The 23,689-nt window shown below is 72.8% G+C and carries 23 protein-coding genes and 1 riboswitch; of the genes, 9 read left to right on the top strand and 14 right to left on the bottom strand.

Going from position 1 to position 23,689, the window contains the following annotated elements; translation table 11 throughout:
• Window positions 1-29: 29 nt before the first annotated feature.
• Window positions 30-151, bottom strand: a riboswitch (cobalamin riboswitch).
• Between the two features lie 191 nt (window positions 152-342).
• Window positions 343-951: a bifunctional 4-hydroxy-2-oxoglutarate aldolase/2-dehydro-3-deoxy-phosphogluconate aldolase gene (locus tag ACYVJE_RS17480; protein WP_459156858.1), complete on the bottom strand. Its 609-nt coding sequence runs from the start codon at window positions 949-951 to the stop codon at window positions 343-345.
• 1 nt (window position 952) lies between these two features.
• The gene (locus ACYVJE_RS17475) at window positions 953-1,924 is read right to left on the bottom strand and encodes a sugar kinase (protein ID WP_461145298.1); all 972 of its coding nucleotides are present in this window, start codon (window positions 1,922-1,924) and stop codon (window positions 953-955) included.
• A gap of 209 nt (window positions 1,925-2,133) precedes the next feature.
• Here ACYVJE_RS17475 and ACYVJE_RS17470 point away from each other — a divergent pair, with 209 nt between their 5' ends.
• The 3 genes from ACYVJE_RS17470 (at window position 2,134) to ACYVJE_RS17460 (ending at window position 5,501) form a co-directional block, all read left to right on the top strand.
• Window positions 2,134-2,679 carry a YbhB/YbcL family Raf kinase inhibitor-like protein gene (locus tag ACYVJE_RS17470; RefSeq protein WP_461145297.1) on the top strand — a complete coding sequence of 182 codons (546 nt, stop codon included), beginning with the start codon at window positions 2,134-2,136 and terminating at the stop codon, window positions 2,677-2,679.
• Between the two features lie 267 nt (window positions 2,680-2,946).
• On the top strand, window positions 2,947-4,074 hold the full coding sequence (locus ACYVJE_RS17465) for a VanZ family protein (RefSeq protein ID WP_461145296.1): 1,128 nt from the start codon (window positions 2,947-2,949) through the stop codon (window positions 4,072-4,074).
• Between the two features lie 14 nt (window positions 4,075-4,088).
• Complete coding sequence (locus ACYVJE_RS17460; RefSeq protein ID WP_461145295.1) at window positions 4,089-5,501, top strand: mycothione reductase; 1,413 nt, start codon at window positions 4,089-4,091, stop codon at window positions 5,499-5,501.
• A 56-nt stretch (window positions 5,502-5,557) separates the two neighbouring features.
• Here the strand turns inward: ACYVJE_RS17460 and ACYVJE_RS17455 are convergent, their stop codons facing one another.
• From ACYVJE_RS17455 to dxr, 8 genes are all read right to left on the bottom strand, one after another.
• Window positions 5,558-7,033 (bottom strand): cobyric acid synthase, encoded by a 1,476-nt coding sequence (locus ACYVJE_RS17455; protein ID WP_461145294.1) that lies wholly within the window; start codon window positions 7,031-7,033, stop codon window positions 5,558-5,560.
• Window positions 7,034-7,218: 185 nt separating this feature from the next.
• A complete protein-coding gene (gene map / locus ACYVJE_RS17450; protein WP_459156864.1) occupies window positions 7,219-8,076 on the bottom strand; it encodes a type I methionyl aminopeptidase in 858 nt (285 codons plus the stop codon).
• 96 nt (window positions 8,077-8,172) lie between these two features.
• Window positions 8,173-8,589, bottom strand: a complete 417-nt coding sequence (locus tag ACYVJE_RS17445; RefSeq protein ID WP_459156865.1) for a type II toxin-antitoxin system VapC family toxin — start codon at window positions 8,587-8,589, stop codon at window positions 8,173-8,175.
• Between the two features lie 156 nt (window positions 8,590-8,745).
• Window positions 8,746-10,587 carry a penicillin-binding transpeptidase domain-containing protein gene (locus ACYVJE_RS17440; RefSeq protein ID WP_459156866.1) on the bottom strand — a complete coding sequence of 614 codons (1,842 nt, stop codon included), beginning with the start codon at window positions 10,585-10,587 and terminating at the stop codon, window positions 8,746-8,748.
• Window positions 10,588-10,709: 122 nt separating this feature from the next.
• On the bottom strand, window positions 10,710-11,549 hold the full coding sequence (locus tag ACYVJE_RS17435; protein WP_459156867.1) for a GNAT family N-acetyltransferase: 840 nt from the start codon (window positions 11,547-11,549) through the stop codon (window positions 10,710-10,712).
• Window positions 11,550-11,682: 133 nt separating this feature from the next.
• On the bottom strand, window positions 11,683-12,834 hold the full coding sequence (gene ispG, locus ACYVJE_RS17430) for a flavodoxin-dependent (E)-4-hydroxy-3-methylbut-2-enyl-diphosphate synthase (RefSeq protein ID WP_459156868.1): 1,152 nt from the start codon (window positions 12,832-12,834) through the stop codon (window positions 11,683-11,685).
• 352 nt (window positions 12,835-13,186) lie between these two features.
• Window positions 13,187-14,470, bottom strand: a complete 1,284-nt coding sequence (locus ACYVJE_RS17425) for a M50 family metallopeptidase (RefSeq protein ID WP_461145293.1) — start codon at window positions 14,468-14,470, stop codon at window positions 13,187-13,189.
• Window positions 14,471-15,697 (bottom strand): 1-deoxy-D-xylulose-5-phosphate reductoisomerase, encoded by a 1,227-nt coding sequence (gene dxr, locus ACYVJE_RS17420; protein WP_461145292.1) that lies wholly within the window; start codon window positions 15,695-15,697, stop codon window positions 14,471-14,473.
• A gap of 250 nt (window positions 15,698-15,947) precedes the next feature.
• Between dxr and ACYVJE_RS17415 the strand changes: the two genes are divergently transcribed.
• A complete protein-coding gene (locus ACYVJE_RS17415) occupies window positions 15,948-16,232 on the top strand; it encodes a DUF2631 domain-containing protein (protein ID WP_459156871.1) in 285 nt (94 codons plus the stop codon).
• A 188-nt stretch (window positions 16,233-16,420) separates the two neighbouring features.
• Here the strand turns inward: ACYVJE_RS17415 and ACYVJE_RS17410 are convergent, their stop codons facing one another.
• From ACYVJE_RS17410 to rlmN, 3 genes are all read right to left on the bottom strand, one after another.
• Complete coding sequence (locus ACYVJE_RS17410; protein WP_461145291.1) at window positions 16,421-17,035, bottom strand: hypothetical protein; 615 nt, start codon at window positions 17,033-17,035, stop codon at window positions 16,421-16,423.
• 148 nt (window positions 17,036-17,183) lie between these two features.
• Window positions 17,184-17,609: a hypothetical protein gene (locus tag ACYVJE_RS17405; protein ID WP_461145290.1), complete on the bottom strand. Its 426-nt coding sequence runs from the start codon at window positions 17,607-17,609 to the stop codon at window positions 17,184-17,186.
• Between the two features lie 140 nt (window positions 17,610-17,749).
• Window positions 17,750-18,865, bottom strand: coding sequence for a dual-specificity RNA methyltransferase RlmN (gene rlmN / locus ACYVJE_RS17400; protein ID WP_461145289.1), 1,116 nt, complete (start codon window positions 18,863-18,865; stop codon window positions 17,750-17,752).
• Between the two features lie 72 nt (window positions 18,866-18,937).
• On the opposite strand from rlmN, the gene ACYVJE_RS17395 reads away from it, so the two are divergent.
• The 4 genes from ACYVJE_RS17395 to ACYVJE_RS17380 are packed head-to-tail and all read left to right on the top strand — an operon-like array spanning window position 18,938 to window position 22,173.
• Window positions 18,938-19,861 (top strand): metal ABC transporter substrate-binding protein, encoded by a 924-nt coding sequence (locus ACYVJE_RS17395; RefSeq protein WP_461145288.1) that lies wholly within the window; start codon window positions 18,938-18,940, stop codon window positions 19,859-19,861.
• Window positions 19,858-20,595 (top strand): metal ABC transporter ATP-binding protein, encoded by a 738-nt coding sequence (locus ACYVJE_RS17390; RefSeq protein ID WP_461145287.1) that lies wholly within the window; start codon window positions 19,858-19,860, stop codon window positions 20,593-20,595. The genes ACYVJE_RS17395 and ACYVJE_RS17390 overlap by 4 nt, the downstream gene beginning before the upstream one ends.
• 44 nt (window positions 20,596-20,639) lie before the next feature.
• Window positions 20,640-21,485 carry a metal ABC transporter permease gene (locus tag ACYVJE_RS17385; protein WP_461145367.1) on the top strand — a complete coding sequence of 282 codons (846 nt, stop codon included), beginning with the start codon at window positions 20,640-20,642 and terminating at the stop codon, window positions 21,483-21,485.
• 4 nt (window positions 21,486-21,489) lie between these two features.
• Entirely contained in the window at window positions 21,490-22,173 is a 684-nt protein-coding gene (locus ACYVJE_RS17380; RefSeq protein ID WP_459156878.1) for a metal-dependent transcriptional regulator, read from the top strand.
• A 31-nt stretch (window positions 22,174-22,204) separates the two neighbouring features.
• Here the strand turns inward: ACYVJE_RS17380 and ACYVJE_RS17375 are convergent, their stop codons facing one another.
• Window positions 22,205-22,657: a hypothetical protein gene (locus tag ACYVJE_RS17375; protein ID WP_461145286.1), complete on the bottom strand. Its 453-nt coding sequence runs from the start codon at window positions 22,655-22,657 to the stop codon at window positions 22,205-22,207.
• A gap of 246 nt (window positions 22,658-22,903) precedes the next feature.
• On the opposite strand from ACYVJE_RS17375, the gene ACYVJE_RS17370 reads away from it, so the two are divergent.
• Window positions 22,904-23,677 (top strand): VOC family protein, encoded by a 774-nt coding sequence (locus ACYVJE_RS17370; protein ID WP_461145285.1) that lies wholly within the window; start codon window positions 22,904-22,906, stop codon window positions 23,675-23,677.
• Window positions 23,678-23,689: the final 12 nt, after the last annotated feature.

Genomic DNA, 23,689 nt, shown 5'->3' with positions numbered 1-23,689 from the left:
GCGCCCCGGGTGGGGGTTGCGGCGCTCGGAGTCTCCTGGCTCCCGGATCACCGCACCTCCCCCGCCTTCCCGCCCGTTCCGGGCCGTGGCATCTCAGGGGCAGCTCCCCGGTCACAGTGGCGCGACCGCCCCGGACTCGCACCGGGTTCCTCCGATTTCGCCGCAGGCTTGCCGACCCATCCTAACGGGCGCGGCACGCGGCGCCATGAGCTGCTTCACCCGTCTCCCCCGCAACGGCGCCGGGCAGCGCCGCGCAGCGGGAGCGCGCGCGATCGTCGCAGGTGACCAGCGGTCGGCAGCGCCGCGCGGCGCGCGGTGTGCTGGGCCACACCGGAGGGCGGCTCAGCCCGGCGCGCCCGCGCCACCGACGAGGTCGGCCAGCCTGGCCAGCTGCGCGGAGTCCTCCAGCGCCGAGCCCACGGCGACCACCGAGGCCCCGGCCGCGAGGTACTCCTCCGCGTTGCCCGCGTGCACGCCGCCGGTGGCGACCAGGCGCATGCTCGGGAACGGTCCGCGCATCGCGCGGAACCACCCGGCGGAGAGCTCGGCGGCGGGGAAGGCCTTCACCCAGGTCACCCCCAGCCGTTGGGCCCACTGCATCTCGCTCGGGGTGGCCACGCCGGGCAGGTGCGGCACTCGCAGCTCCTCGCTGGTGCGCAGCACTTCGGAATCCAGGCCGGGAGCGACGGTGAACGCCGCGCCGGCGGCGTGCGCCGCGTGCAGCTGGTCGAGGCCGACCACTGTGCCGGCGCCGACGGGACGTCCGCGCCGCCTGCCCGCTTCGACGGCGGCCCGCAGGGACGGCTCGGCCTCCCCCGTTTCGATCGGCACTTCCACCGCGCGGATCCCCAGGTCCCACGCCCGCTCGGCGAGGCTGACCGTGCGCTGCGGATCCATCCCGCGCAGGATCGCCATGACCGGGACGGTGAACAGCTCGTCGAAGGTGTGCATCTCAGCCCTCCCCGAACCGGAGTGCGCGCCAGCTCTGATCGGAGCGGTCCAACCAGCCGGCGAGCGCGGGTTCCTCCGGCGGCGCGGTCTGGTCGGTGGTGCTGAGCAGGCTGTGCGCGGCGAGCAGGTGGCCGAACCGCAGGCGCCGCTGCGGGTCGAAGCCGCGGAGGACGCCCGCGAGGTACCCCGCGGCGAAGGCGTCCCCCGCCCCCACGGGTTCCACGACGTCGACGTGCGGCGCGGGAACGGACACGGGCTCGGCGCCCAGCTCCCAGGCCGCGTTCGCCGCGTCCTTGACGACGACGGTGCCGGGGCGCGGCAGCATCGCCCGCACCTCCTCCGCGGTGCGCGCGCCCCACAGCGCGGCTGCTTCGTCGAGGCCGACGAACACGATGTCGGCGAGGTCGGCGAGCTCCCGCAACCGGGGCGCCGCCTGCTCGGCCGGCCACATCGCGGGGCGGTGGTTCACGTCGAACGACAGCAGGTGCCGGCGTGGACGCGCGAGCAGGTGCTGCACCATCCGGTCGCAGGCCGCCGACAGGGCGGGGGTGATGCCGCTGACGTGCAGGACCTCGACGGCGTCGAGCACTCCGTCGCCGAGGAAGCCCTCGTCCATCGTGGAGGCCGCGGACCCGGAGCGGTAGTAGTGCACGCGCGTGCCGTCCGGTCCGGGGTTCTTGAAGTAGACCCCGGTGGGCGCGGCGGATTCGGTCGCGACGAGGTCGGTGGCCACGCCCGCGGCGGAGATGTCGGCGACGAGGCGCCGCCCGAGCGGGTCGTCGCCCACTTTGCTCGCCCAGCCGACCCGGTGTCCCAGCCCGGCCAGGTGCATCGCCACATTGGACTCCGCACCCCCTGCGGAGAGGGTGAACCGCGCGGCGTTCTCGAGGGCGACCGGCTGCTCCGGCGCGATCAGCGACATCGTCTCGCCCACGCACAGCGCCTCGAACGCCCCGGGCAGTTCGGCGGTCATGCGGCACTCCCCTCTCTGCTCACGTCCGGCGCGGCCCGCGCGGCGGTGCGGCCGGACGCGCCGACCGGGAACACGCTACCCACCCGGCGTGCGCGATCCACAGCGACCGTGCACATGGTGCAAACGATCCACACGGCGCGGAGGTGGAGCCGACCTCTACGCTGGGGCGGGGCGATCACGAATCACCGTCCGCAGGCAAAGGAGCACTCATGAGCCTTCAGCGCCCGGTTGACCCGGACCCGTACTCGCTGCTGCCCGAGGTGCCGCAGTTCACCCTCGCTTCGACCGACGTGACCGACGGGCAGCCCATGGACCAGACCCACGCCTACGACGGCATGGGCATGGGCGGCCGGAACCTCTCGCCCCAGCTGAGCTGGAGCGGTTTCGGGGAATCCGCGAAGAGCTTCGTGGTGACCTGCTTCGACCCGGACGCGCCGATCCCGGGCGGGTTCTGGCACTGGGCCATGGTGGACATCCCCGCCTCGGTGACCGAGCTGCCCGCGGACGCCGGCAACCGCAACGGCCAGGGCGTCCCGGCGGGGGCCTTCCACGTGGCCAACGACTTCGGCGAGCGCGCCTTCGGCGGCGCCGCCCCGCCGGAAGGCGACCGGCCGCACCGGTACTACTTCGCGGTCATCGCCGCGGACACCGAGAAGCTGGGCGTGGACGACACCGCCAGCCCGGCCGTCGTGAACTTCATGCTCGCGTTCCACACGGTGGGCCGCGCGGTCATCGCCCCGACCTACCAGATCTGAGCCGAGCTCTTCCGCGGTCCTCGCGACCCGCTCTTCCCGCCCCGGTGCACCCCAGCGGAGCACCGGGGCGCACTCGTGCCCGGGGCGCAGGCGCCCACTTATCTGGAACTCCTCCAGAGAGCACAATTTTCATGAAAATTGTGGGTTGTCCCCACGCGGATGGGGGATGGGCCTCCGCTGACGCGCACGAAGATCACCCGTCCGGGGTGCATTTGCAACGCCGGCTGAGCCCTCCTTCCCCGTGCAACGCACGGGAAGGAGGCAGCAATGATCGCGATCGCACCGGCGGGCTCCGCGGCCGTGCTCACCGCAGTGCTCGTGACCTGCCTCTTCGCCCCGTACGTGGCAGCCGAGCACCGGCGGCACGGCCGACTGCGCCCCGGTCCGAGCCTGATGCGCGCGGCGGTGCTGCTCTACGCCACGGCGGTGGCCTGCTACGTGCTACCACCCGAACCCGACGCGCCCTGCCGCCGTCCGCGCTGGATCCCGCTCGGCCGGCTGAGCCCGTCGGTCACCGACCCGGTGCTGTTGCAGTTCCTCTGCAACATCGCCCTGTTCACACCGTTCGGCGCGTTCCTCGCGCTCGCCGGCCACCGCCTGCCGCGCGCGGCCGCGTGGGCCGCGGCCTGCTCGCTGCTGGTGGAGACGACCCAGCTCACCGGCATGTGGGGGTGGGCACCCTGCGCCCACCGCGTGTTCGACGTCGACGACCTCCTGGCGAACACCCTCGGTGCGGCGCTCGGGGCACGGCTGGTCGACGCGCTGCCGCGAAGGGAGCGATCCGGAGGGCCGACCGCGGACCGAGCCGCTCCCCGCCCGGCCACACCTGCGCGGCGGCTGCTCGCGCGCTGTTGCGACCTCCTCGCGCTGTGGTGGTCGGGCAGTGCCCTGCTCGCAGCGCTGGCCCTGCTGCGCGACACCGGCGCGTTCCCGCCCGCCGAGTCCCGGCTCGCGGAGGCCACCGCCCTGTGGTTCGCCCCCGCGGCGCTGCTGCTGGTGCACACCGCCTGCACCGGTGGCACCCCCGGGCACGGGGCGGTCCTGCTGCGGCTGCGCGGACCGGCACCGCTCACCCGTGCGGTGGTGCACTGGGCTACGGGGGCCGGTGTGCTGGCGGTCACCCAGGGCGTCGCCGGGCTCGTCGCGCCGGCGTGGCACGCACCGGTGCTGGCGACCGGGCACGTGCTGCACGCCTGCGGCCTGTCGTTGCGCCTGCGCACGCCCCCGCGGCGCGATCACGGCCGGGAGGGATCGGCCGGCGGGGCGGCACTGCCCGACCCGGCGGCGGGGACGCCGCGGGCACGACCGAGAATCGAGCCACGACGCGGAATGCCCGCGCAGCACGCGCTGTTGTCCGTAGTCGACGCACGAGCACCCCAACGCGGCGAGCGGTAAGGCAGGCTGGAGCAGTGCCACACTTCGACCTCATCATCCTCGGCTCCGGATCCGGCAACACGATCGTGGACGAACGGTTCGCGGACTGGAACGTCGCCATCGTGGAGAAGGGCATCGGCCCGGAGGACTCCTACGGCGGAACGTGCCTGAACGTGGGGTGCATCCCCAGCAAGATGTTCGTGCACGCCGCCGACGTCGCTGCGACTCCGCGGCACTCGGGCGCACTCGGCGTCGATCTCGCCGACCCGCACGTGCGCTGGCAGGACATCCGCGACCGCATCTTCGGCCGGATCGACGCGATCGCGGAGGGCGGGCGCCGCTACCGCGCCGAGGAGAACGCCAACGTCACCCTCTACCAGGGCTACAGCCGGTTCACCGGGAAGAAGGAGCTGACCGTCTACGGCCTCGAGGGGCCGGAAACGCTCACCGCCGATCACATCGTGCTCGCCGCGGGGAGCCGGCCGAGCATTCCGGAGATCACCGGCATCGACGAGGTCTGGTACCACACCAGCGACACGGTCATGCGGTTGGAGACCCTGCCCGAGCGGATGATCATCCTGGGCACGGGATTCATCAGCGCCGAGCTGGCGCACGTGTTCCACTCCCTCGGCGTCGCGGTCACCGTGGTCGGCCGCTCCGGCCGGATGCTGCGCGCCGAGGAGGAGTCGGTCTCCGAGCGGTTCACCGAGATCGCTTCCCGGCAGTGGGACCTGCGGCTGAACCGCTCCGTCCGCAGCGTCGAGCAGGACGACGAGTGCATCCGCATGTACCTCGACAGCCCCGAGGCCGGATGGGAGGCGGTCGAAGCCGACCAGCTGCTCATCGCCACCGGGCGCATCCCGAACACGGACATGATCGACGCAGCGACCGGAGGGGTCGAACTGCACCCGGACGGCCTGGTGAAGGTCGACAGCACCCAGGCCACCCCGCAGGACGGCGTGTGGGCTCTCGGCGACATCAGCTCGGAGCACGAGCTCAAGCACGTCGCCAACCACGAAGCCCGCGTCGTGCAGCACAACCTGCTGCACCCGAACTCCCCGCAGCAGGCGGACCACCGCTGGGTGCCGCACGCCGTGTTCACCTCGCCGCAGATCGCCTCGGTCGGGCTGACCGAGCAGGCCGCTCGCGAGCAGGGCGTCGACTACGTCACCTCGCAGCAGGACTACGCGGGCATCGCCTACGGCTGGGCGATGGAGAACACCACCGGCTTCTGCAAGCTGCTGGCAGATCCGAACACGGGTGCGCTGCTCGGGGCGCACATCATCGGCCCGCAGGCGCCGACCCTGGTGCAGCCGCTGATCCAGGCGATGGTGTTCGGCCAGCACGCGCGCGAGCTCGCGCGCGGCCAGTACTGGATCCACCCGGCCATGCCGGAACTGCTGGAGAACGCGCTGCTGAACCTGCCGCTGAACGAGCAGGCCCGCTGATGCCCGCGGGGTGTTCGCGGCCACCGCGAGCACCCCGCGGCCCGCGCCCGACCGCGCTACTCGCCGAGCAACCGCCGCACCGCGTCCGTGTCCAGGTGCTGCTCGACGAGGTCGCCGAGGAGGTCGAGCTGCTGCTCGCGCACCGCGGCGAAGGAGACGTCGGCGGCCGGTCGGAACCCGTCGCGTCCCGCGCGCTCCGCGGCGGTGCCGAGGAACCGCCGGCGGAACCCGTCGTTCTCGAACAGCCCGTGCCAGTGGGTTCCGCACACGGCGCCGGACACGCCGCCCTCGGCCGTGCCGTCGGAGTGCTCGAGCAGTGGGAGCAGATCGCCGCGGCGGGCCTGGCCGTGGTGGATCTCGTAGCCGCTGACCGGTTCGCCCCAGGCCGTCCCGTGCGGGCGTGCCAGCGTCTTCTCCGGGGCGAAAGCGATGTCCGCGTCGAGCAGCCCGAGCCCGTCGACCTCGCCGGCGCGGGATTCGACGGAGTCGACGATGCGCCGGCTGAGCATCTGGAATCCGCCGCAGATTCCCACGAGCGGCTTGCCGGCGCGCGCGTGCCGCGTGATCGCCTCGGCCAGCCCGGTGCGGCGCAACCACGCCAAGTCATCCACAGTGGATTTCGACCCGGGAAGCAGGACGACGTCGGCATCCGCGATGCGCGAGGGTTCGGTCACGAACCGGGCGGAAACACCCGGTTCCGCGGCCAGGGCCTCCGCATCGGTCGCGTTGGAGATGCGCGGCAGGCGCACCACCGCCACCCGCAGCCACTCCTCCCCCACCGGTGACCGGGGCCTGCCGATCACCCCGTCGGCCACGTAGGACAACGAGTCCTCCGCGTCCAACCACAGGTCCTCGGCCCAGGGCAGCACGCCCATCGTGGGGCGTTCGGTCAACTGCCGCAGCTGCTCCAGCCCGGGGTCGAGCAGCCGCCGGTCACCGCGGAACTTGTTGACCACGAACCCGCGCAGCAGCGCCTGGTCGGCCGGGTCCAGCAGCGCGAGCGTGCCGTACAGCTGCGCGAACACCCCGCCCCGGTCGATGTCGCCGACGACGAGCACCGGCAGCTGCGCCGCGCGCGCCAACCCCATGTTGGCGATGTCGTGCTCGCGCAGGTTGATCTCCGCGGGCGAGCCCGCGCCCTCGCAGATCACGTGGTCGTGCTCGGCGCGCAGCTCGCCCAGGGTGCGCACCACGACGTCCAGCAGCGCGGACTTGCGCTCGCGGTAGGACAGCGCCGTGACCTCCCCGGCCACGCGACCGAGCACCACGACCTGGGAGCTGCGGTCGCTGCCGGGCTTGAGCAGCACCGGGTTGAACCGCACCGACGGTTCGACTCCGCACGCGGCGGACTGCAACGCCTGCGCGCGCCCGATCTCCCCGCCGTCGAGGGTGACGGCGGAGTTGTTCGACATGTTCTGGGCCTTGAACGGTGCGACCCGCGCGCCGTCGCGGGTCAACCAGCGGCACAGTCCCGCGGTGAGCACGCTCTTCCCGGCGTCGGAGGTCGTCCCGGCTACCAACAGTGCGGACACGGGCCTTTCCTACCGCAGACGATCGCCCGCGAGCGGGGCGCGCGCGGGAAATGTGCCCCGTCCCACCGGCAGCGCCCCGCCACCCGCGAACACCGTCTGGAGCCGTTCCGGGCAGCGCGGTCCTCTCGTGCCCCCGACCTGCCGCCGCACCCCGGGGACCGACCGGTCAGGCGGAGCGGGGCGGGTCACGACTCGGTGAGGATCTCGTTCCCGTCCTCGGTGATGAGGATCGTGTGCTCGAACTGGGCGGTCCAGCTCTTGTCCTTGGTCGTGACGGTCCAGCCGTCGTCCCAGATGTCGTAGTCGATGCCGCCGAGGGTGATCATCGGCTCGATGGTGAACGTCATCCCGGGCTCGATGACGGTCTGCACCGACGGCTCGTCGTAGTGCAGCACGACGAGCCCGCTGTGGAACGAGCGCCCGATCCCGTGCCCGGTGAAGTCGCGGACGACGCCGTAACCGAACCGCTTGGCGTAGGACTCGATGACGCGGCCGATCACGTTGAGCTGGCGCCCCGGCTTGGCCGCGCGGATCCCGCGCATCGTCGCCTCGTGGGTCCGCTCGACGAGCGACCGCACGTCCTCGGAGGCCTCACCGGCGATGAAGGTGGCGTTGGTGTCGCCGTGCACGCCCCCGACGTAGCCGGTGACGTCGACGTTGACGATGTCGCCGTCCCGGATCTCCGTCGAATCCGGGATGCCGTGGCAGATGACCTCGTTCAACGAGGTGCAGCACGACTTCGGGAACCCGCGGTACCCGAGCGTGGAGGGGTACACGCCGTGATCGCAGAAGAACTCGTGCACCACGGAGTCGACGTGGTCCGTCGTCACCCCGGGGCGGACCGCCTTGCCCGCTTCCACCCGGGCCTGCGCGGCGAGCTTGCCCGCGACGCGCATCGCCTCGATGACCTCGGGCGGCTGCACGTCCGGATCCGTGTTCCGGGCCGGAGCGGGCTTGTCCACGTACTCGGGACGCGCGATGTGCGCGGGCACCGGCCGACGCGGCGTCTGCACACCTGGCTCTAGGGGGGATCGAACGGGCATGCCCTCACTCTAGAACGTCGTGTCGCGGTGACGTCGCGCCCCAGGGGCCCGCGCGGCGCTGCTATGGCGAAGCGCACACGCCGCGGCGGCGGCATGTCACCCGAGCGGGGTGGTCGGCTGTTCCAGCCCGGGGGAAGCCGTGGGCAGGCCGACCCGCGCGGCCTCCTCCAGCAGCGCGGCGTCGTAGCTGACGTAGGCGAGCAGCTCGACGTCGAACGCGCGCGCCGTCGCCAGGTGCACGGCGCCCGTGGTGCTCACCCCCACCGGCAGGTCCGCGGCCGCGGCGAGCACGTCCGGTGAAACGGCCAGCGACTCGATCTTGTCCAGCACGATCGCGGCCAGGTCTTCCGCCGCGGGCCCCGTTTCGCGGAACCCGCGCAGCACATCCACCCGCGACAGGGCGCTGGTGGCCCGGGAGTGCTCCCAGCGCGCCCGGATCCACTCGCTCAGCGCCGCGCTCTCGGTCTCCGGCGCGATCAGCTTCACCAGCGCGGAGGAATCCAGATAGATCATCACCGCTGCCCACTCCTCCCGGTCCGCGTGAGTGCCGAGGGAACACCTCTCGCGACGGCGGTGCCGGACCGCCCCCTCCGGCACCGCCGTCGCGCTGCTTCAAGCGCCGGAACGTAGCACGGTGATCGCGGGTGGTGACAGATCAGCGGCGCGGGATCATCCGATCGCGCCGAGGAAGTCGCCGGCCGCGCTCACGGCGGGCTTGGAGGAACCCGCGTCGGTGAGCAGCACGGCGAACGCGAGGTCCCCCCGGTAACCGGTGAACCACCCGTGGGCGTGCGACCCGTCCCCGTACTGCGCCGTACCGGTCTTGCCGTGGACCTCGCCGGAGCCGGACAGCCCGCTCGCCGTGCCGGAGGTGACGACCTCGCGCATCATGCCGCGCACCTGGTCGAGCACCTGGGGCGGCGGTGGTTCGCCGGCGGGCTTCGTCGTCTCCGTGGGCGCGTCGCGCACCAACTTCGGCGTCGGCATCTCACCACCGGCGATCGTGGAGGTCGCCAGCGCCATGCCGAACGGGCTGGCCAGCACCGTGCCCTGCCCGATGCCGTTCTCCGCGCGCCCGACCACCTCCTCGGAGGCCTCGACCGAACCGGTGATCGTCGTGGCACCCGGGATCCGGAAGTCCGCGCCCACACCGAGCTTGCGCGCGGTCTTCGGCAGGGCGTCCGCCGGTTGATCGGCCGCCAGCTGCGCGAACGTGGTGTTGCAGGACTGCGCGAACGCCGTGTGCAGCGGCACGCGACCGAGGTCGAACTCGTCCTCGTTCGGCAGCACGCGCCCGTTGAACGTCTTCCGCGGCGGGCACGCCACGGGCGTGTCGGGGGTGAGGCGGCCGCCCTGCGCGGACAGCGCCGCGGTGGCGGTCACCATCTTGAACGTCGAACCCGGTGGGTACTGGCCGGTCAGCGCCACCGGACCGGACGCGTCGGCCGCGTCGTTCTGCGCGATCGTGACGATCTCGCCGTCGGACGGGCGCATGGCCACGAGCATCGCCGACTTGCCGTGCTGGTCGAGCACGCCCTCGGCCGCGCGCTGCGTCGCCGCGTCGAGCGTCGTGCGCACCGGCTGCACCGGCCGCGGCCGCACCTCGTGCAGCGTCGCGGCCCGCGCACCGGAGTTCCGCTGCTGCGCGACCACCCGCCAGCCGGCGTTGGCCTTCACCTGCTCGTCGACGCGCTCGGTGATCCCGGACAGCGTCTGCGTTCCCATGCTGCGGTCGACCGTGACGAGCTGGGTGCGGGACGGGAACCGCACCCCGGGCAGGTCGTGGATGCTGTCGCGCACCTGCCGGTAGTCCGCGTCGCGCAGCGAGACAACGGTGTAGGGCTGCCCCTCCGGGGTCTGGCGGACGCCCTCGGTGATGGACTGCTGCGTGACCCCTGGGGCGACCCCGCCCAGCGCCCCGGCGAGCTCACCGGCCACGGCGGGGACGTCCCCCGCGGCTCGCGGGTCCAGCTGCACGGTGACGACCCGCTGCGGCGTCATCAGCTCGTCCCCGGAGCGGTCGTACACCGGGGCCGGATCCGGGCGCTCCTCGTGGAACGCCAGCGACTGCCCCTGCGCCAACCGCGGGTGCAGCGCCTTCGGTGACCAGCGCACCTTCCAGCCCTGCTCCTCGTCCGGGACGAGGAGCGCCGAGGCGTCGTAGCGCCACACCTCGCCCTGCCCGAAGTCCCAGCGCAGGCCGTAGTGCGCGACGGTCTGCCCGCGGTCGTTCTCGGTCACCTCGCGCAGCTGCGCCCGCACCGACTCGGCGTCGAGCCCCTGCCTGCTCTGCGCGATCGCCGTGCGAGCCGCGTCCGGGTCGGTGGTCCGGTTCGCCGCGTCAGCCGGCTTGCCCGTGGTCATCGCGGTGAGGAAGGCGCGCGCGGCGTCCTCCTCCGAGGGGCCGCCGAGCGGGCCGCAGCCGGCGAGGGGGATCGCTAACAGCAGCGCCGCGCCGACTCCGAGGGAGCGTGCCGCGGTCCGCCAGAGCCGAGTTCCGGTCGAACGCATCCTGCGAGTGTAGGGCGCGGGGTCCGCGGTGCACGAAATCCCGACACGCGCCCGGATGGCGGCTACGTCCGATCTCGGGCCCGGCGGCCGCGCCGAGCGCGCGATCGCCACCGTGCGGCCCGTCAGCTCAGCAGCACGGTGCTGAACGTTCCGGCGCGGTGGTAGCCGACCTTGTCGTAGGCCTGGCGCGCGGCGACGTTGAAGTCGTTGACGTACAGGCTCGCCGTGCGCCCGAAATCCCGCACGAGGCGTTCGGTCACCGCGGCCATCCCGCGGGTGCCGAAACCGCGACCCCGGTAGTCCGGGTGCACCCACACGCCCTGGATCTGGCCGACACCGCGGGACATCGCCCCGATCTCCGCCTTGAACACGACGTGCCCGTCCTCGAAGCGCGCGAACGCGCGCCCGGCGCGGATGAGCTCGTCGATGCGGGCCCGGTAAGCCGCCGCGCCGGCTTCCCGGTTCGGGTCGACACCGACCTCCTCGGTGAACATGGCCACGGCGGCGGGCAGGTACCGGTCGAGCTCCTCCGGCCGCACCTGCCGCACCAGCGGATCGCCCGGAACCGGCGGCACGTCGGAGCAGACCATCAGCGGCTGGTCGTCGCGCACCTCGCGAGCAGGACCCCAGTAGGGGGCGAGGCGCTCCCACAGCGGCAGCACCTGCTCGACGGGACCGACGAGCGAGGAGCACAGGCGGCGGCGACGCAGCGCGCGGTCGGCGAACGCGTCCCAGGCGCGGGCGCTGCCGCGCAGCGGGACGAGATTGGCCCCGGAGAAGCACAGGCCCTCCAGAGCCTCCCCGTAGCCCCACATCTCGCCGCCGAGCCGCACCGGGTGGAGACCGACGTGCTCCACCCGGGAAGCCACCATGCAGGCGGTCAGGGGCATGGACGACAGGACGGCTTCCACCTCGACCGCGTCGCGGTCGTCGAGGAGCCTGGCGCCGGCGAGCTTGAGCACGCGCCAAGGGTGCCAGACACCGCCCGCGCTCGGCTTCCCCGACTCCGGCGACGTGATCTCCGCCCGGTGCGCGGCCGCCGGACGCGCTCGCGGCGGCGCACCGGTCCGCGGGAGCCCGCCGCGGAGGAGCTGGTCAGCCGCCCACGGTGACGTCGGGCTCCGCGCCCTCCTGCGGCTCCATGTCCTCGGCGATGCGGTTGGCCTCATCGATCAGCGTCTCGACGATCTTGTCCTCCGGCACGGTCTTGATGACCTCGCCCTTGACGAAGATCTGCCCCTTGCCGTTGCCCGAGGCGACGCCGAGATCGGCCTCCTTGGCCTCACCGGGCCCGTTGACGACGCAGCCCATGACGGCCACGCGCAGCGGCACCTCCATGCCTTCCAGGCCCGCGGTGACCTCGTCGGCGAGCTTGTAGACGTCGACCTGGGCGCGGCCGCAGGACGGGCAGGAGACGATCTCCAGCTTGCGCGGGCGGAGGTTGAGCGACTCGAGGATCTGCTGGCCGACCTTGACCTCTTCCACCGGGGGGGCCGACAGGGACACGCGGATGGTGTCGCCGATGCCTTCCCGCAGCAGGGTGCCGAAGGCGACGGAGGACTTGATCGTGCCCTGGAACGCCGGACCGGCCTCGGTCACGCCGAGGTGCAGCGGGTAGTCGCACTGCTCGGCGAGCAGCTCGTAGGCGCGGATCATCACCACGGGGTCGTGGTGCTTGACCGAGATCTTGATGTCGTGGAAGTCGTGCTCGGCGAACAGGCCCGCCTCCCACAGCGCCGACTCGGCCAGCGCCTCCGGGGTGGCCTTGCCGTGCTTGGCCAGCAGCCGCGGGTCGAGGGAGCCGGCGTTGACGCCGATGCGGATCGGCGTGCCGTGGTCCTTGGCCGCCTGCGCGATCTCCTTGACCTGGTCGTCGAACTTGCGGATGTTGCCCGGGTTCACCCGCACACCGGCGCAGCCGCCCTCGATGGCCTTGAAGACGTACTTCGGCTGGAAGTGGATGTCGGCGATCACCGGGATCTTCGACTTCTGGGCGATGATCGGCAGCGCCTCCGCGTCGTCGGCGCTGGGACAGGCCACGCGCACGATGTCGCAACCGCTCGCGGTGAGCTCCGCGATCTGCTGCAGCGTGCCGTTGATGTCCGTGGTGTTCGTCGTGGTCATGCTCTGCACGGAGACCGGGTACTCACTGCCCACTCCCACAGGGCCGACGTGCAGCTGTCGCGTCTTGCGCCGCTCCGCCAGCGTCGGCGCGGGGTTCGCGGGCATGCCGAGATCGACCGTCATCGATTCCTCTCCGCCTCGTAGGTTGGCCGCCGCACTCCACGATACCCATCGCAGCTCATCCGGCCGGACGGCAGCGACTCCCCGACCGGTGACGGAGCGTGATGCACTGCTCGTTCGGAGCGAGGCCGCCTTACCCGCGTGAACGACGTACGTCCGCACGTCCGTCGCTCCCCGGACACGCCGGGGACACCCGCGCGTCGCCGCGCCGCCGCCGAACTCCCACGGCAGCGCCACGCACGCGCGCCCCATGACATATCCCACACGAAGAGGTGATCCGCACGCCGGAGGGGCGCTGCTCCCGGCGCGGGCGGACCGGATCCGGCAACGGGCGGTGCCGGTCCGGAGCACGGGGTCAGAACAGGCGGACGGGGTTGACGAGGTCGGCCACCGCCAGCAGCAGCGAGTACCCGATGAGCACCACGGTGAACGCGTAGGCGATCGGCATGAGCTTGGCGGTGTCGAACGGACCGGGGTCGGGGCGCCGCAGCAGCTGGTTGAACCGGCGCCGGACCGCCTCCCACAGCGCACCGAACACGTGCCCGCCGTCCAGCGGCAGCAGCGGCAGCATGTTGAACACGAACAGCGAGAGGTTCACCCCGGCGAGCAGGTTGAACAGCAGCACCACGCGCGCCTGGCGGTCGAACTGGTCCGAGGAGAGCACTTCCCCGCCGAGGCGGCTGGCACCGACGATGCCGACCGGCGAGTCCTTTTCGCGCTCCCCGCCGCCGATGGCCTGCACCAGGTCCGGCACGCGCTGCGGCAGCTGGACCACCTTCTCGGCGGTCAACGACACGTACTGGCCGATCGCACCGGCCACCTCGCCGAAGTCCTGCCGGACGTAGTGCTGGGTGGGGCTCACGCCGAGGAAGCCGACGCGCACCGTTTCGTCCCGGTCGTCGAGGCTCGGCTGCTCGGACTGCATCAGGTTCGCCCGCAGCGGCACGCGCTGCCCGTCGCGCTCGACGACGACGGTGGCGCTGCCGCGCGAGTCGCGGATCTCCTGCTGCAGGTGCTGCCAGGACACGGCGGGTTGGCCGTTGAACGCGACGATGCGGTCACCCGCCCGCATGCCGGCCGCGGCGGCGGGCGAGGGCGGCGCGCCCTCCGGGCAGCGACTCGTGTCCTGCACGTCGGCGGAGACGACGCACTCGCTGACCTCCTGCACCGTGGTGGTGGGCTGGGGGATGCCGTAACCCATGAGCAGCGCGGCGAAGATCACCACCGCGAGGATGAGGTTCATCGCCGGCCCGGCCAGCATGACGATGATCCGCTTCCACGGTTTGCGCTGGTAGAACTGCCGGTGCGAGTCCTCGGGGGCGACCTCCTCGGCCGACATCTGCCGGGCGTCCTCGATCATCACCCGCCACGGCGCCGAGGAGGCGGTGCGGCCGTGCTCCTCGTCCTTCTTCGGCGGGAACATGCCGATCATCCGGATGTAACCGCCGAACGGGACGGCCTTGATCCCGTACTCGGTCTCGCCGATCCTGCGCGACCACAGGGTGCGTCCGAAGCCGACCATGTACTGGGTGACCTTGACGCCGAACATCTTCGCCGTGGCCAGGTGCCCCAGCTCGTGCCACGCGATGGAGAACAGCAGGCCGAGGAAGAAGATCACGATGCCCACGACGACCAGCATCTAGTTTGCCCTCCCGAGCAGTTCGTGGGCGCGCTGCCGCGCCCACCGTTCGGCCGCGAAAACCTCGTCGACGTCCGCAGGCGCCTTCCGCCACTGGTCGGCATCGGCGAGTACTCCGCTGACAGTGTGCACGATGCCGAGGAACCCGAGACCTCCGTCGACGAACGCGGCCAGCGCTTCCTCGTTCGCCGCGTTGTACACGGCCGGCAGGCAACCGCCGGTGCTGCCGGCGTGCCGCGCGAGCTCCACGGCGGGGAACGCCGCGTGGTCCAGCGGCTCGAAGGTCCACGACATCGCCTCGGTGAAGTCCAGCTGCGGAGCCGCCTGCGGCACGCGGTCGGGCCAGCCCAGCGCCAGCGCGATCGGCAGCCGCATGTCCGGTGGACTGGCCTGCGCCAGCGTGGACCCGTCGGCGAACGTCACCATCGAGTGCACGATCGACTGCGGATGCACCACGACGTCGATCCGCTCATAGGGTACGCCGAACAGCAGTTGGGCCTCGATGAGTTCCAGCCCCTTGTTCACCAGCGTCGCCGAGTTGATGGTGACGACGTCGCCCATCGCCCAGGTCGGGTGCGCCAGCGCCTGCTCGACGGTGACCTGCTCCAGCTCCGCTCGGCCGCGGCCGCGGAACGGACCGCCGGAGGCGGTGAGCACGAGCCGGTCGACCTCGGCGCCGCGGCCCCCGCGCAGGCACTGCGCGAGCGCGGAGTGCTCGGAGTCGACGGGGATGATCTGGTCCGGTGCGGCGCGGTCGAGCACGAGCGGGCCGCCCGCGATGAGCGACTCCTTGTTGGCCAGCGCCAGCGTCGCCCCGGTGTCGAGGGCGGCCAGCGTCGGCGCCAGCCCCCGCGAACCGTCCATGCCGTTGAGCACGAGGTCGACCGGGGCGGACTCGACGAGCTCGGTCGCCGCGTCCGGTCCGGCCAGGATCCGGGGCAGCCGCACGTTGCCCTCGTCGTAGCCGTGCCGCTGCGCTTCCGCGTACAGCGCGAGCTGCACGTCCTCGACGGCGGTGCCGCGCGCCACGGCCACCGCCCCGACCTGGAACTCCCAGGCCTGCGCGGCGAGCGCGACCGGGTCGCCGCCGCCCGCGGCGATGCCGGCGACCCGGAACCGGCCGGGGTTGCGGCGCACCACGTCGAGGGCCTGGGTACCGATCGAACCGGTCGAACCGAGCACGAGCACGCTGCGCGCCTCGCCGGAGGGGAGATCATCGGGCTGCATCGGCACCATTGTCCCGCGGCCCCTCCCCGCGGTGGCGCGCGGTCGGCCCGGTGGCGCGGCCCACTGCCCTGGGCGTGCCGGTGCAGGGGTGCGGTGTGCGAAGATGAGCCCGCGCGAAGATGATCCGCTGAGCTGCCGGCAGCGCCTGCGGTGCCCGGGAGCGTCCTCCAGCAGGGTTTTCGAGCAGTGGCTCAGCCGGCGGGGCACGCGGGCACCGGTCCGCACGGCCGGACGTGGCAAGGAGGGGAACGTGGCGAACACCGAGCTGGAGAAGAAGCCCAGCGAGGCCATCGACCCGGCCGAGGAACCGTCGGTCGAGTGGGGTTGGCACGGGGGCTTCCCGAAGGGCACTCAGATCGCCGGCTGGTTCTGCACGGCCGCCGTCCTGCTCATGCTCATCGGCAACCATCAAGGCGTGCTCATGACCGGTCAGATGAAGGTCGCGGAGTACTTCCTGATCATCATCGCCGCGTTCATGGTGCTCGGACTGCTGGTGGACCTGCGCCGCAAGAAGAGGTCCTGGCGCAGCCGGTGACCACCGCGGGCGGCGCCCCGCCCGCCACCTCCCGGCACCTCGTCCCCGGCGGGGTGCCGTTTCGCGCCGCGCTCCCCCGCGTCACGTGTGCGCAGCCCCGGTGGTGTTCCGGCACGTCACCGGCACCTGCGCAGAACGACTCACCGCAGTCCTGTCAGCGGCGCAGTCCTCCTAGCGGCGCAGTCCCGCTAGCGGCGGAAGCGGCGGTGCAGCAGGCCGCCCGCGGCGACGGCCGCGCTCCCGGCGAGGACCACGGCACCGAGCAGCGGCCCCCACCCCCAGTGCTGCACACCCGCGTCCCAGACCTGGCGCACGGCGGTGTCCGGATCGGCGAGCAGCACGCCCACGAGCGCCGCGGCCAGCAGCACGGTGGCGCCGGCCAGCACCCCGCGGGCGCGGCCGAACCACACCCCGCGGCGCAGCACCACCCGCGCGACCTTGAGCAGCCGCCCCACTTTGAGCACCTGCACGGCGGTCACCACGCGGACGAGCCGGAGCACCTGCGCGGGTCCGACGGCGAACACGACGGCGGGAATGCTCACGAGCGTGACGGCGACGATCCACCAGTGCTCCCGCAGCCAGCGCAGCCGGTCGGGACTGGCCAGGAACAGCAGGGCCGACTCGCCGGTGAGCACGAGCATGGACAGCCAGTTGACGACGGTGCCGGTGATCCCCGCGGGGCCGTCCAGCGCGCTGAGGAACACGCCGGGCACGGACATCGCCGCCGCGATGAGCACGGGGACGTGCAACACCTCTTCGAGCCGCTCCGCGCGCTGCTGCGCGGCGTCGACGGGCGCGTCCACGCGGACGATTCTACGGACGCCACCCGGCGTGAACGACAAAACGGGCAGCGCGCGGAGCCCCACCCGGCTCCCGCCCGCAGCCCGTCCTCGGGATCGGCGAGGAGCAGCGGTTCTTCGGGGCCCACGTGCCCTCCGGCGCTGACGCGGGTCAGCGGGGCAGCACCTCGGCCAGGCCGTCCATCGCCCGCGCGATCGCGGCCAGGTCCTCGTTGCAGGTCCGCTGGTCCTCCGGGCTCGGCGGCAGGCACTGGTCGTCGTAGAGCGTCTGCACCGCACCGCCCAGATCGCGCGCGGCGGAGCGGACCTCCGGGCTCGCGACGGGGGAGTCGGCCGCCGAATCGGCGATGTTGCGCACCTCGACGAGATAGCGCTCGCAGTTCGTGGGGCCGTGCTGCACGGGCCGCTCGTAGCACGGGTCGTGCTGCACCAGCTCGACCTTGTGCGCCACGTTCGCCAGCGAGATCTCCTGCGCGGGCTGCTGCGTGGCGGTCGGTCCGGCTTCGTTCGCGCACGCGCTGAGCAGCAACGCGGCGCCGGCGAACACGGCCGCGGCGCCGGTGCGGCCCCTTCGCACGAGACCCGTCATAGTGCGGGCCCCGTCATCGCGGCATCTCCCGTCATCGCGGCGTGTCCTCCCTCGTGCTCGATCGCGCCGGCCGAAGCGCCACCCGCAACCCGCCGGCGGCGGAACCGCTCGCCCGTTCCCGGCGGCCGTCACTCCTCGTCGGCGGCGAGCTGCCCGCAGGCCGCCGAGATGTCCTGCCCGCGCGTGTCGCGCACGGTGCACGGAACGCCGGCGTCCTGGACGCGGCGGACGAACTCCCGCTCCACGTGCTTCGGGCTCGCGTCCCACTCGCTGCCCGGGGTCGGGTTCAGCGGGATGAGGTTGACGTGCGCGAACCGGCCGAGGTGTTCGTGCAGCAGCCGGCCGAGCAGGTCGGCGCGCCAGGGCTGGTCGTTCTTGTCGCGGATGAGGGCGTACTCGATGGACACCCGGCGGCCGGTGTGCTCGGCGTAGGCCCGCGCGGTCTCCAGCACCTCGGCGACCTTCCAGCGGTTGTTCACCGGCACGAGGGTGTCGCGCAGCTCGTCGTCCGGGGTGTGCAGCGACACCGCCAGGGTGACCTGCAGGTCCTCCTCGATCATCCGCCGCATCGCCGGCACGACGCCGACGGTGGAGACGGTCACCGAGCGCTGCGACAGCCCGAGGCCGCCCGGCTCCGGGTCGCAGATCCGGCGCACCGCTGCGAGCACGCGCTTCGGGTTGGCCAGCGGCTCGCCCATGCCCATGAACACCACGTTGGACAGGCGCCCCGGCCCGCCCGGCACGTCGCCGTCGCGCATCATCGCCGCGGCCTGGCGCACCTGGTCGACGATCTCCGCGGTGGAGAGGTTGCGCTGCAGCCCGCCCTGGCCGGTGGCGCAGAACGGGCAGGCCATGGCGCACCCGGCCTGGCTGGAGATGCAGACGGTGGCGCGGTCCGGGTAGCGCATGAGCACGCTCTCCAGCAGCGTGCCGTCGTGCGCGCGCCACAGCGTCTTGCGGGTGGCCCCCTCGTCGGTGTCGACGTGCCGCGTCGGGGTGAGCAGGGTCGGCAGCAACCGCTCCCCGAGCACCTCCCGGCTGCTCGCGGGCAGGTCGGTCATCTGCGTGACGTCCCCGGTCAGCCGCGCGAAGTAGTGCCGGGCCAGCTGCCGCGCCCGGAAGGGCTTCTCGCCGAGCTCGGCGACGGCCTCCTCGCGCTGCTCGGCCGAGAGGTCGGCCAGGTGGCGCGGAGGCATGCCGCGCCGGGGAGCTTCGAAGGCGAGCGGAAGGGAAGTCGCAGTCATAGCGCCACCAGTGTCCCATACGCACCACCCGGGGGTGGCACGCCTTCCCCCGCACAGGTACTGTTTTTCGCCGTGGCGAAACTTGCTGCATCGGCATGGCGAAACGTTGCTCTCGGCGCGGCGGTCCTGCTCGTCGCGGGCGCCTGCACGCTTCCCGCGGACACCGGGAACGACCAGCGCAAACAGGTGGTCACCACGTTCACGGTGATCGCCGACATGGCGCGCGCCGTCGCCGGCGGGCACATCGCCGTGCACTCGCTGCTCGAACCCGGCGCCGAGGTGCACGACTACGAGCCGACCCCGAGCGACATGCTCACCGCGGCCAAGGCCGACCTGGTTCTCGACAACGGTCTCGGGCTCGAACGCTGGTTCCAGCGGTTCGTGCAGCGCAGCGAGGCCCGCCACGTGACGCTGACCGGCGCCGTCGACCCGGTGCCGCTGCACGGCGGCGCACCCGGCGCGGTCAACCCGCACGCCTGGATGTCACCCCGGCAGGGAAAGACCTACGTGGCCGCCATCCGCGACGCGCTCACCCGGCTCGACCCGGCCCACGCGGCGGACTTCCGCGCGAACGCGCAGCGCTACACCGCCCGCCTCGACACCGTCGACCGGTACCTGCGCGCGCAGCTGGCCCGCATCCCCGAACGGCACCGCTGGCTCGTCACCTGCGAAGGCGCCTTCTCCTACCTCGCCCGCGACGCCGGGCTGCGGGAGGCCTCCCTGTGGCCGGTCAACTCCGAGTCCGGCGCCACGCCGCAGCGCATCACCGCCACCACGCGGCTGGTGCGCGAGCACGACATCCCGACCGTGTTCTGCGAATCGACCGTGAGCGACCGCGCGCAGCGGCAGGTGGCCCGCGAGACCGGCGCCCGGCTGGGCCCGAAGCTGCACGTGGACTCGCTGTCCGCGCCCGGCGGGCCCGTGCCCACCTACCTCGGACTGCTCCGCCACGACGCGCGCGCCATCGTCACCGGGCTCCGGCGGGAGGCGCGATGACCGCCGTCGACACCCGCGGACTGACCGTGCGCTACGGCGAGACCCTGGCGCTCGACGACGTGTCCCTGCGCGTCGGCGACGGCCGCGTGTGCGGGCTGCTCGGCACGAACGGCTCCGGCAAGTCCACCCTGTTCAAAGCCCTGCTCGGCCTCGTCCCCGCCGAGCGCGGCCAGGTCCGGCTGCTCGACCGGCCGCAGCGGCGGGCCCGCGCGAACGCGTCGATCGCCTACGTGCCCCAGTCCGAAGCGGTGGACTGGCGCTTCCCCGTCACCGTGCGGGACGTGGTGCTCATGGGCCGGTACGCGCACATGGGCCCGCTGCGCCGCCCGCGCCGCGCGGACCGGGCCGCGGCGCACGACGCGCTGGAGCGCGTCGGGCTGGCCGAGCTGGCCGCGCGGCCGATCGGGCAGCTCTCCGGGGGACAGCGCAAGCGCACCTTCGTCGCCCGCGGCATCGCCCAGGGGGCGCAACTGCTGCTGCTCGACGAACCCTTCGCCGGGGTCGACCGCTCCTCGCAGGCCACGATCACCGAGTTGCTGCACGCCCTGCGCGGGGAAGGCCGCACGGTCCTCGTGTCCACGCACGACATCGCCGGCGTCGGCGAGCTCTGCGACGAGGCCGTGCTGCTGTACCGCGGCGTGCTCGCGCACGGCCCGGTGCAGGACGTCGTCGCGCCCGACGTCCTCGCCCGCGCCTTCGGCACCCCGCCGTCCGCACCCGTGGAGGGACCGTGACCGACCTCGCCGGTTGGCTGCTCGAACCGCTCCAGTTCGGCTTCATGCGCCGCGCGCTGCTGGTCAGCCTGCTGGCCGGACTCGTGTGCGCGGTGCTGTCCTGCTGGATCACGCTCATCGGCTGGTCGCTGCTCGGCGACGCCGTCTCGCACGCGGTGCTGCCCGGCGTGGTGCTGGCCCACCTGTTCGGCCTGCCGTTCTCGGTGGGCGCGTTCCTGTTCGGGATGCTCGCGGTCGCGCTCATCGCCGGGGTGCGCGGCACGACCCGCCTGCACGGGGACACCGCCATCGGTGTGGTGTTCACCGCGCTGTTCGCCTTCGGCGTGGTGCTGCTCTCGCGCACGCCGAGCCAGGTGGACCTGGACCACATCCTGTTCGGCAACGTCCTCGGCGTCACCGACGCCGACATCCTCCAGGTCGCGCTCATCGCCGCGGGCGTGCTCACCGCCGCCCTGGTCAAGCGGCGCGACCTCACGCTGTACGCGTTCGACCCCACCCACGCGCACGCGATCGGGCTGAACCCGCGGCGCACCGGCGCGCTGCTGCTGGCGATGCTGGCGCTGACCGTCGTGGTCGCGCTGCAAGCGGTCGGCGTCATCCTCGTCACCGCGATGCTCATCACGCCGGGCGCGACCGCGTTCCTGCTCCACCGCCGGTTCCCGGCCATGCTCGCCACCGCGGCCGGGGTGTCGGTGTTCAGCTCCGTGCTCGGCGTGTACCTGAGCTTCCACGTGGACGCCTCGACCGGCGGCATGATCGTGCTGTGCCAGGCCGCGCTGTTCACCGCGGTCTACCTCGGCGCCCCGCGGCACGGGCTCGTGCCGCGGCTGCTGCGCCGCCGGACCCGCCACGACCGTTCGGCGGTTCCCACCGCACCGCCCGTATCGTGAAGACATGAGCACTACCGCACGCCCCTCGCCGTCCGTGGAGGACTACCTCCGCACCATCCACGGGCTCGGTGAGCGCGGCGCCGCGATCACGAACACCACCGTGGCGCAACGGCTGGGGCTGAGCCCCTCGTCGATCTCCGGGATGCTCAACAAGCTCGCCCAGCTCGGGCTCGTCACCCACGTGCGGTACCGCAGCATCGAACTCACCGAGCAGGGCCGCAAGCTCGCCCACGACGTGCTCCGGCGCCACCGGCTCATCGAGACGTTCCTCGTCGAGGAGCTCGGCTACACCTGGGACGAGGTCCACGACGAGGCCGACACCCTCGAGCACGCCGTGTCGGACAACCTCGTCGAACACCTCGCGGCGAAGCTGGGCCACCCCACGCACGACCCGCACGGCGATCCGATCCCCGCCTCCGACGGCACGGTGCACACCCCGCCCACCCAGCTGCTCGACCAGGTCGAGCCCGGAACCGTGGGCACGGTGGCGCGCGTGTGGGACACCGACCCGGAACTGCTGCGGTACCTGACGGACAACGGCCTGACGCTGGGCACGCGCATCGAACTCGTGGAGCGCCAACCGTTCGGCGGCCCGCTGGTGGTGCGCGTCGGGGACGACGACGCGGACGAGACGCTCTTCCTCGGCACCGAGATCGCCGCAGCGCTGCTCATCGACGTGCACCGGTGAGGTGCCACGCGTTCACCCGCCCGCCGCCCGCTCAGGCGGCCTCGTCGTTCCGCCCGGCCCCGTTCAGCCCGATCTCGTCGTTCCGCCCGGTCTCGGCGGTCGCGGGATCGGCACCGTAGATCTGCTCGGCGAGCAGGTGCTGGTGCAGCTCGTCCGTGCGGTGCGCGCCGAGCACCGCCAGCAGCAGGTCGAACCGGTTGTTGGTGAGCACCACGGTGGCCGCGGCGAAACCGGCGAGCCCGGTCAGCACCAGGGCGGTGACGGCCCACTGCGCCACACCGTCGGCGAGCAGCAGCACACCCAGCAGCACCACCACGCTCGAGGCGAACACGACGCCGCGCGCGATCGTGACCTTGCGCAGCAGGGAGCGGAACGCGGGGTAGTGCGCGCACAGGTGGCGCACGATGCGGGCCCGCTCGCGGCGGTCGAGCTCGGCGAGCCGGTGCAGTCCCGCGGTGACCGGCTGTGCTGCGCGCTGAGCCATGCCCTCACCTCATTCACTCCCCCGAACCTGGCAGTCGATCACGAAGCTGCGCGGTGTTCAAGACCGCGGCGATGGCGGACTCGCGCGGAGCGCGCACGCCGGCGCCGGGCACCGGGGCGCACCGGACGCGCGGTCCCGGACCGGCGCCGCGTTTCCCGCGCCGCCGCTGCGGACACCCCCGGGGTGGTCCCGCGCCGGTCGTCGGACCGTCCGACCGGCGCCCGCGAAGCCGGTACGGAGGTGCGCATGGCCCGCCCCGTCGGCGCCCCGGGATGGGTGGAACTGCCCACGCAGGAGGCCGCCGCCACCCGCGACTTCTACACCGGGCTGTTCGGCTGGAGCTGGCTCGAGCGGCCGGCGTACAACATCGCGTTCCAGCACCGCGCACCCGTCGCCGGCGTCCGGGTTCCCGCGCCCTCGGACCCGCCGGTGCCCGCGCACTGGACGCTGTTCGTGGAGTGCGGGGACACGGCTCGCACCGCCGACCGCGTGCAGGAGCTCGGCGGCCGGATCGTCATCGGGCCCACCGGGACACCGGGCGACGAGGTCTTCGCCGTCGCCCGCGACCCGGCCGGCGCGATGCTCGGGCTCTGGCAAGCGCCCCCGGACGGCGACCTCGGCCACGACAACGACGGCATGCTCAGCTGGGCCGAGCTGCACACCTGGGACAGCTCCCGGGTCGATTCGTTCTACACCGCGCTGTTCGGCTACCGGCAGGAACCGATCGGCGACATGAGCTCCGACATCGACTACGCGGTCTGGCACCTCGACGACCTGCCCACGCTGGGCCGGTTCGTCACCACCGCCGCGGTGCCCGAGTTCAACCCGGGCCAGTGGCACCTCTACTTCCAGGTGAACCCCGCCCAGGACGCGGACGCGGCCGTTGCGCGGGTGCGCGAGCTCGGCGGTGCGGAACTGCGCCCGCCCTCCGACTCGCCCTACGGACGCATCGCGCTGGTGCGCGACGTGGTCGGCGCCCCGTTCTTCCTCATCGACACGGCCACCCGCACCGGCGAGTGACCGGCCGGTGCG

The organism is Salinifilum aidingensis (genome assembly GCF_054782015.1).
This window is presented reverse-complemented; position numbering and strand designations above follow the sequence as displayed.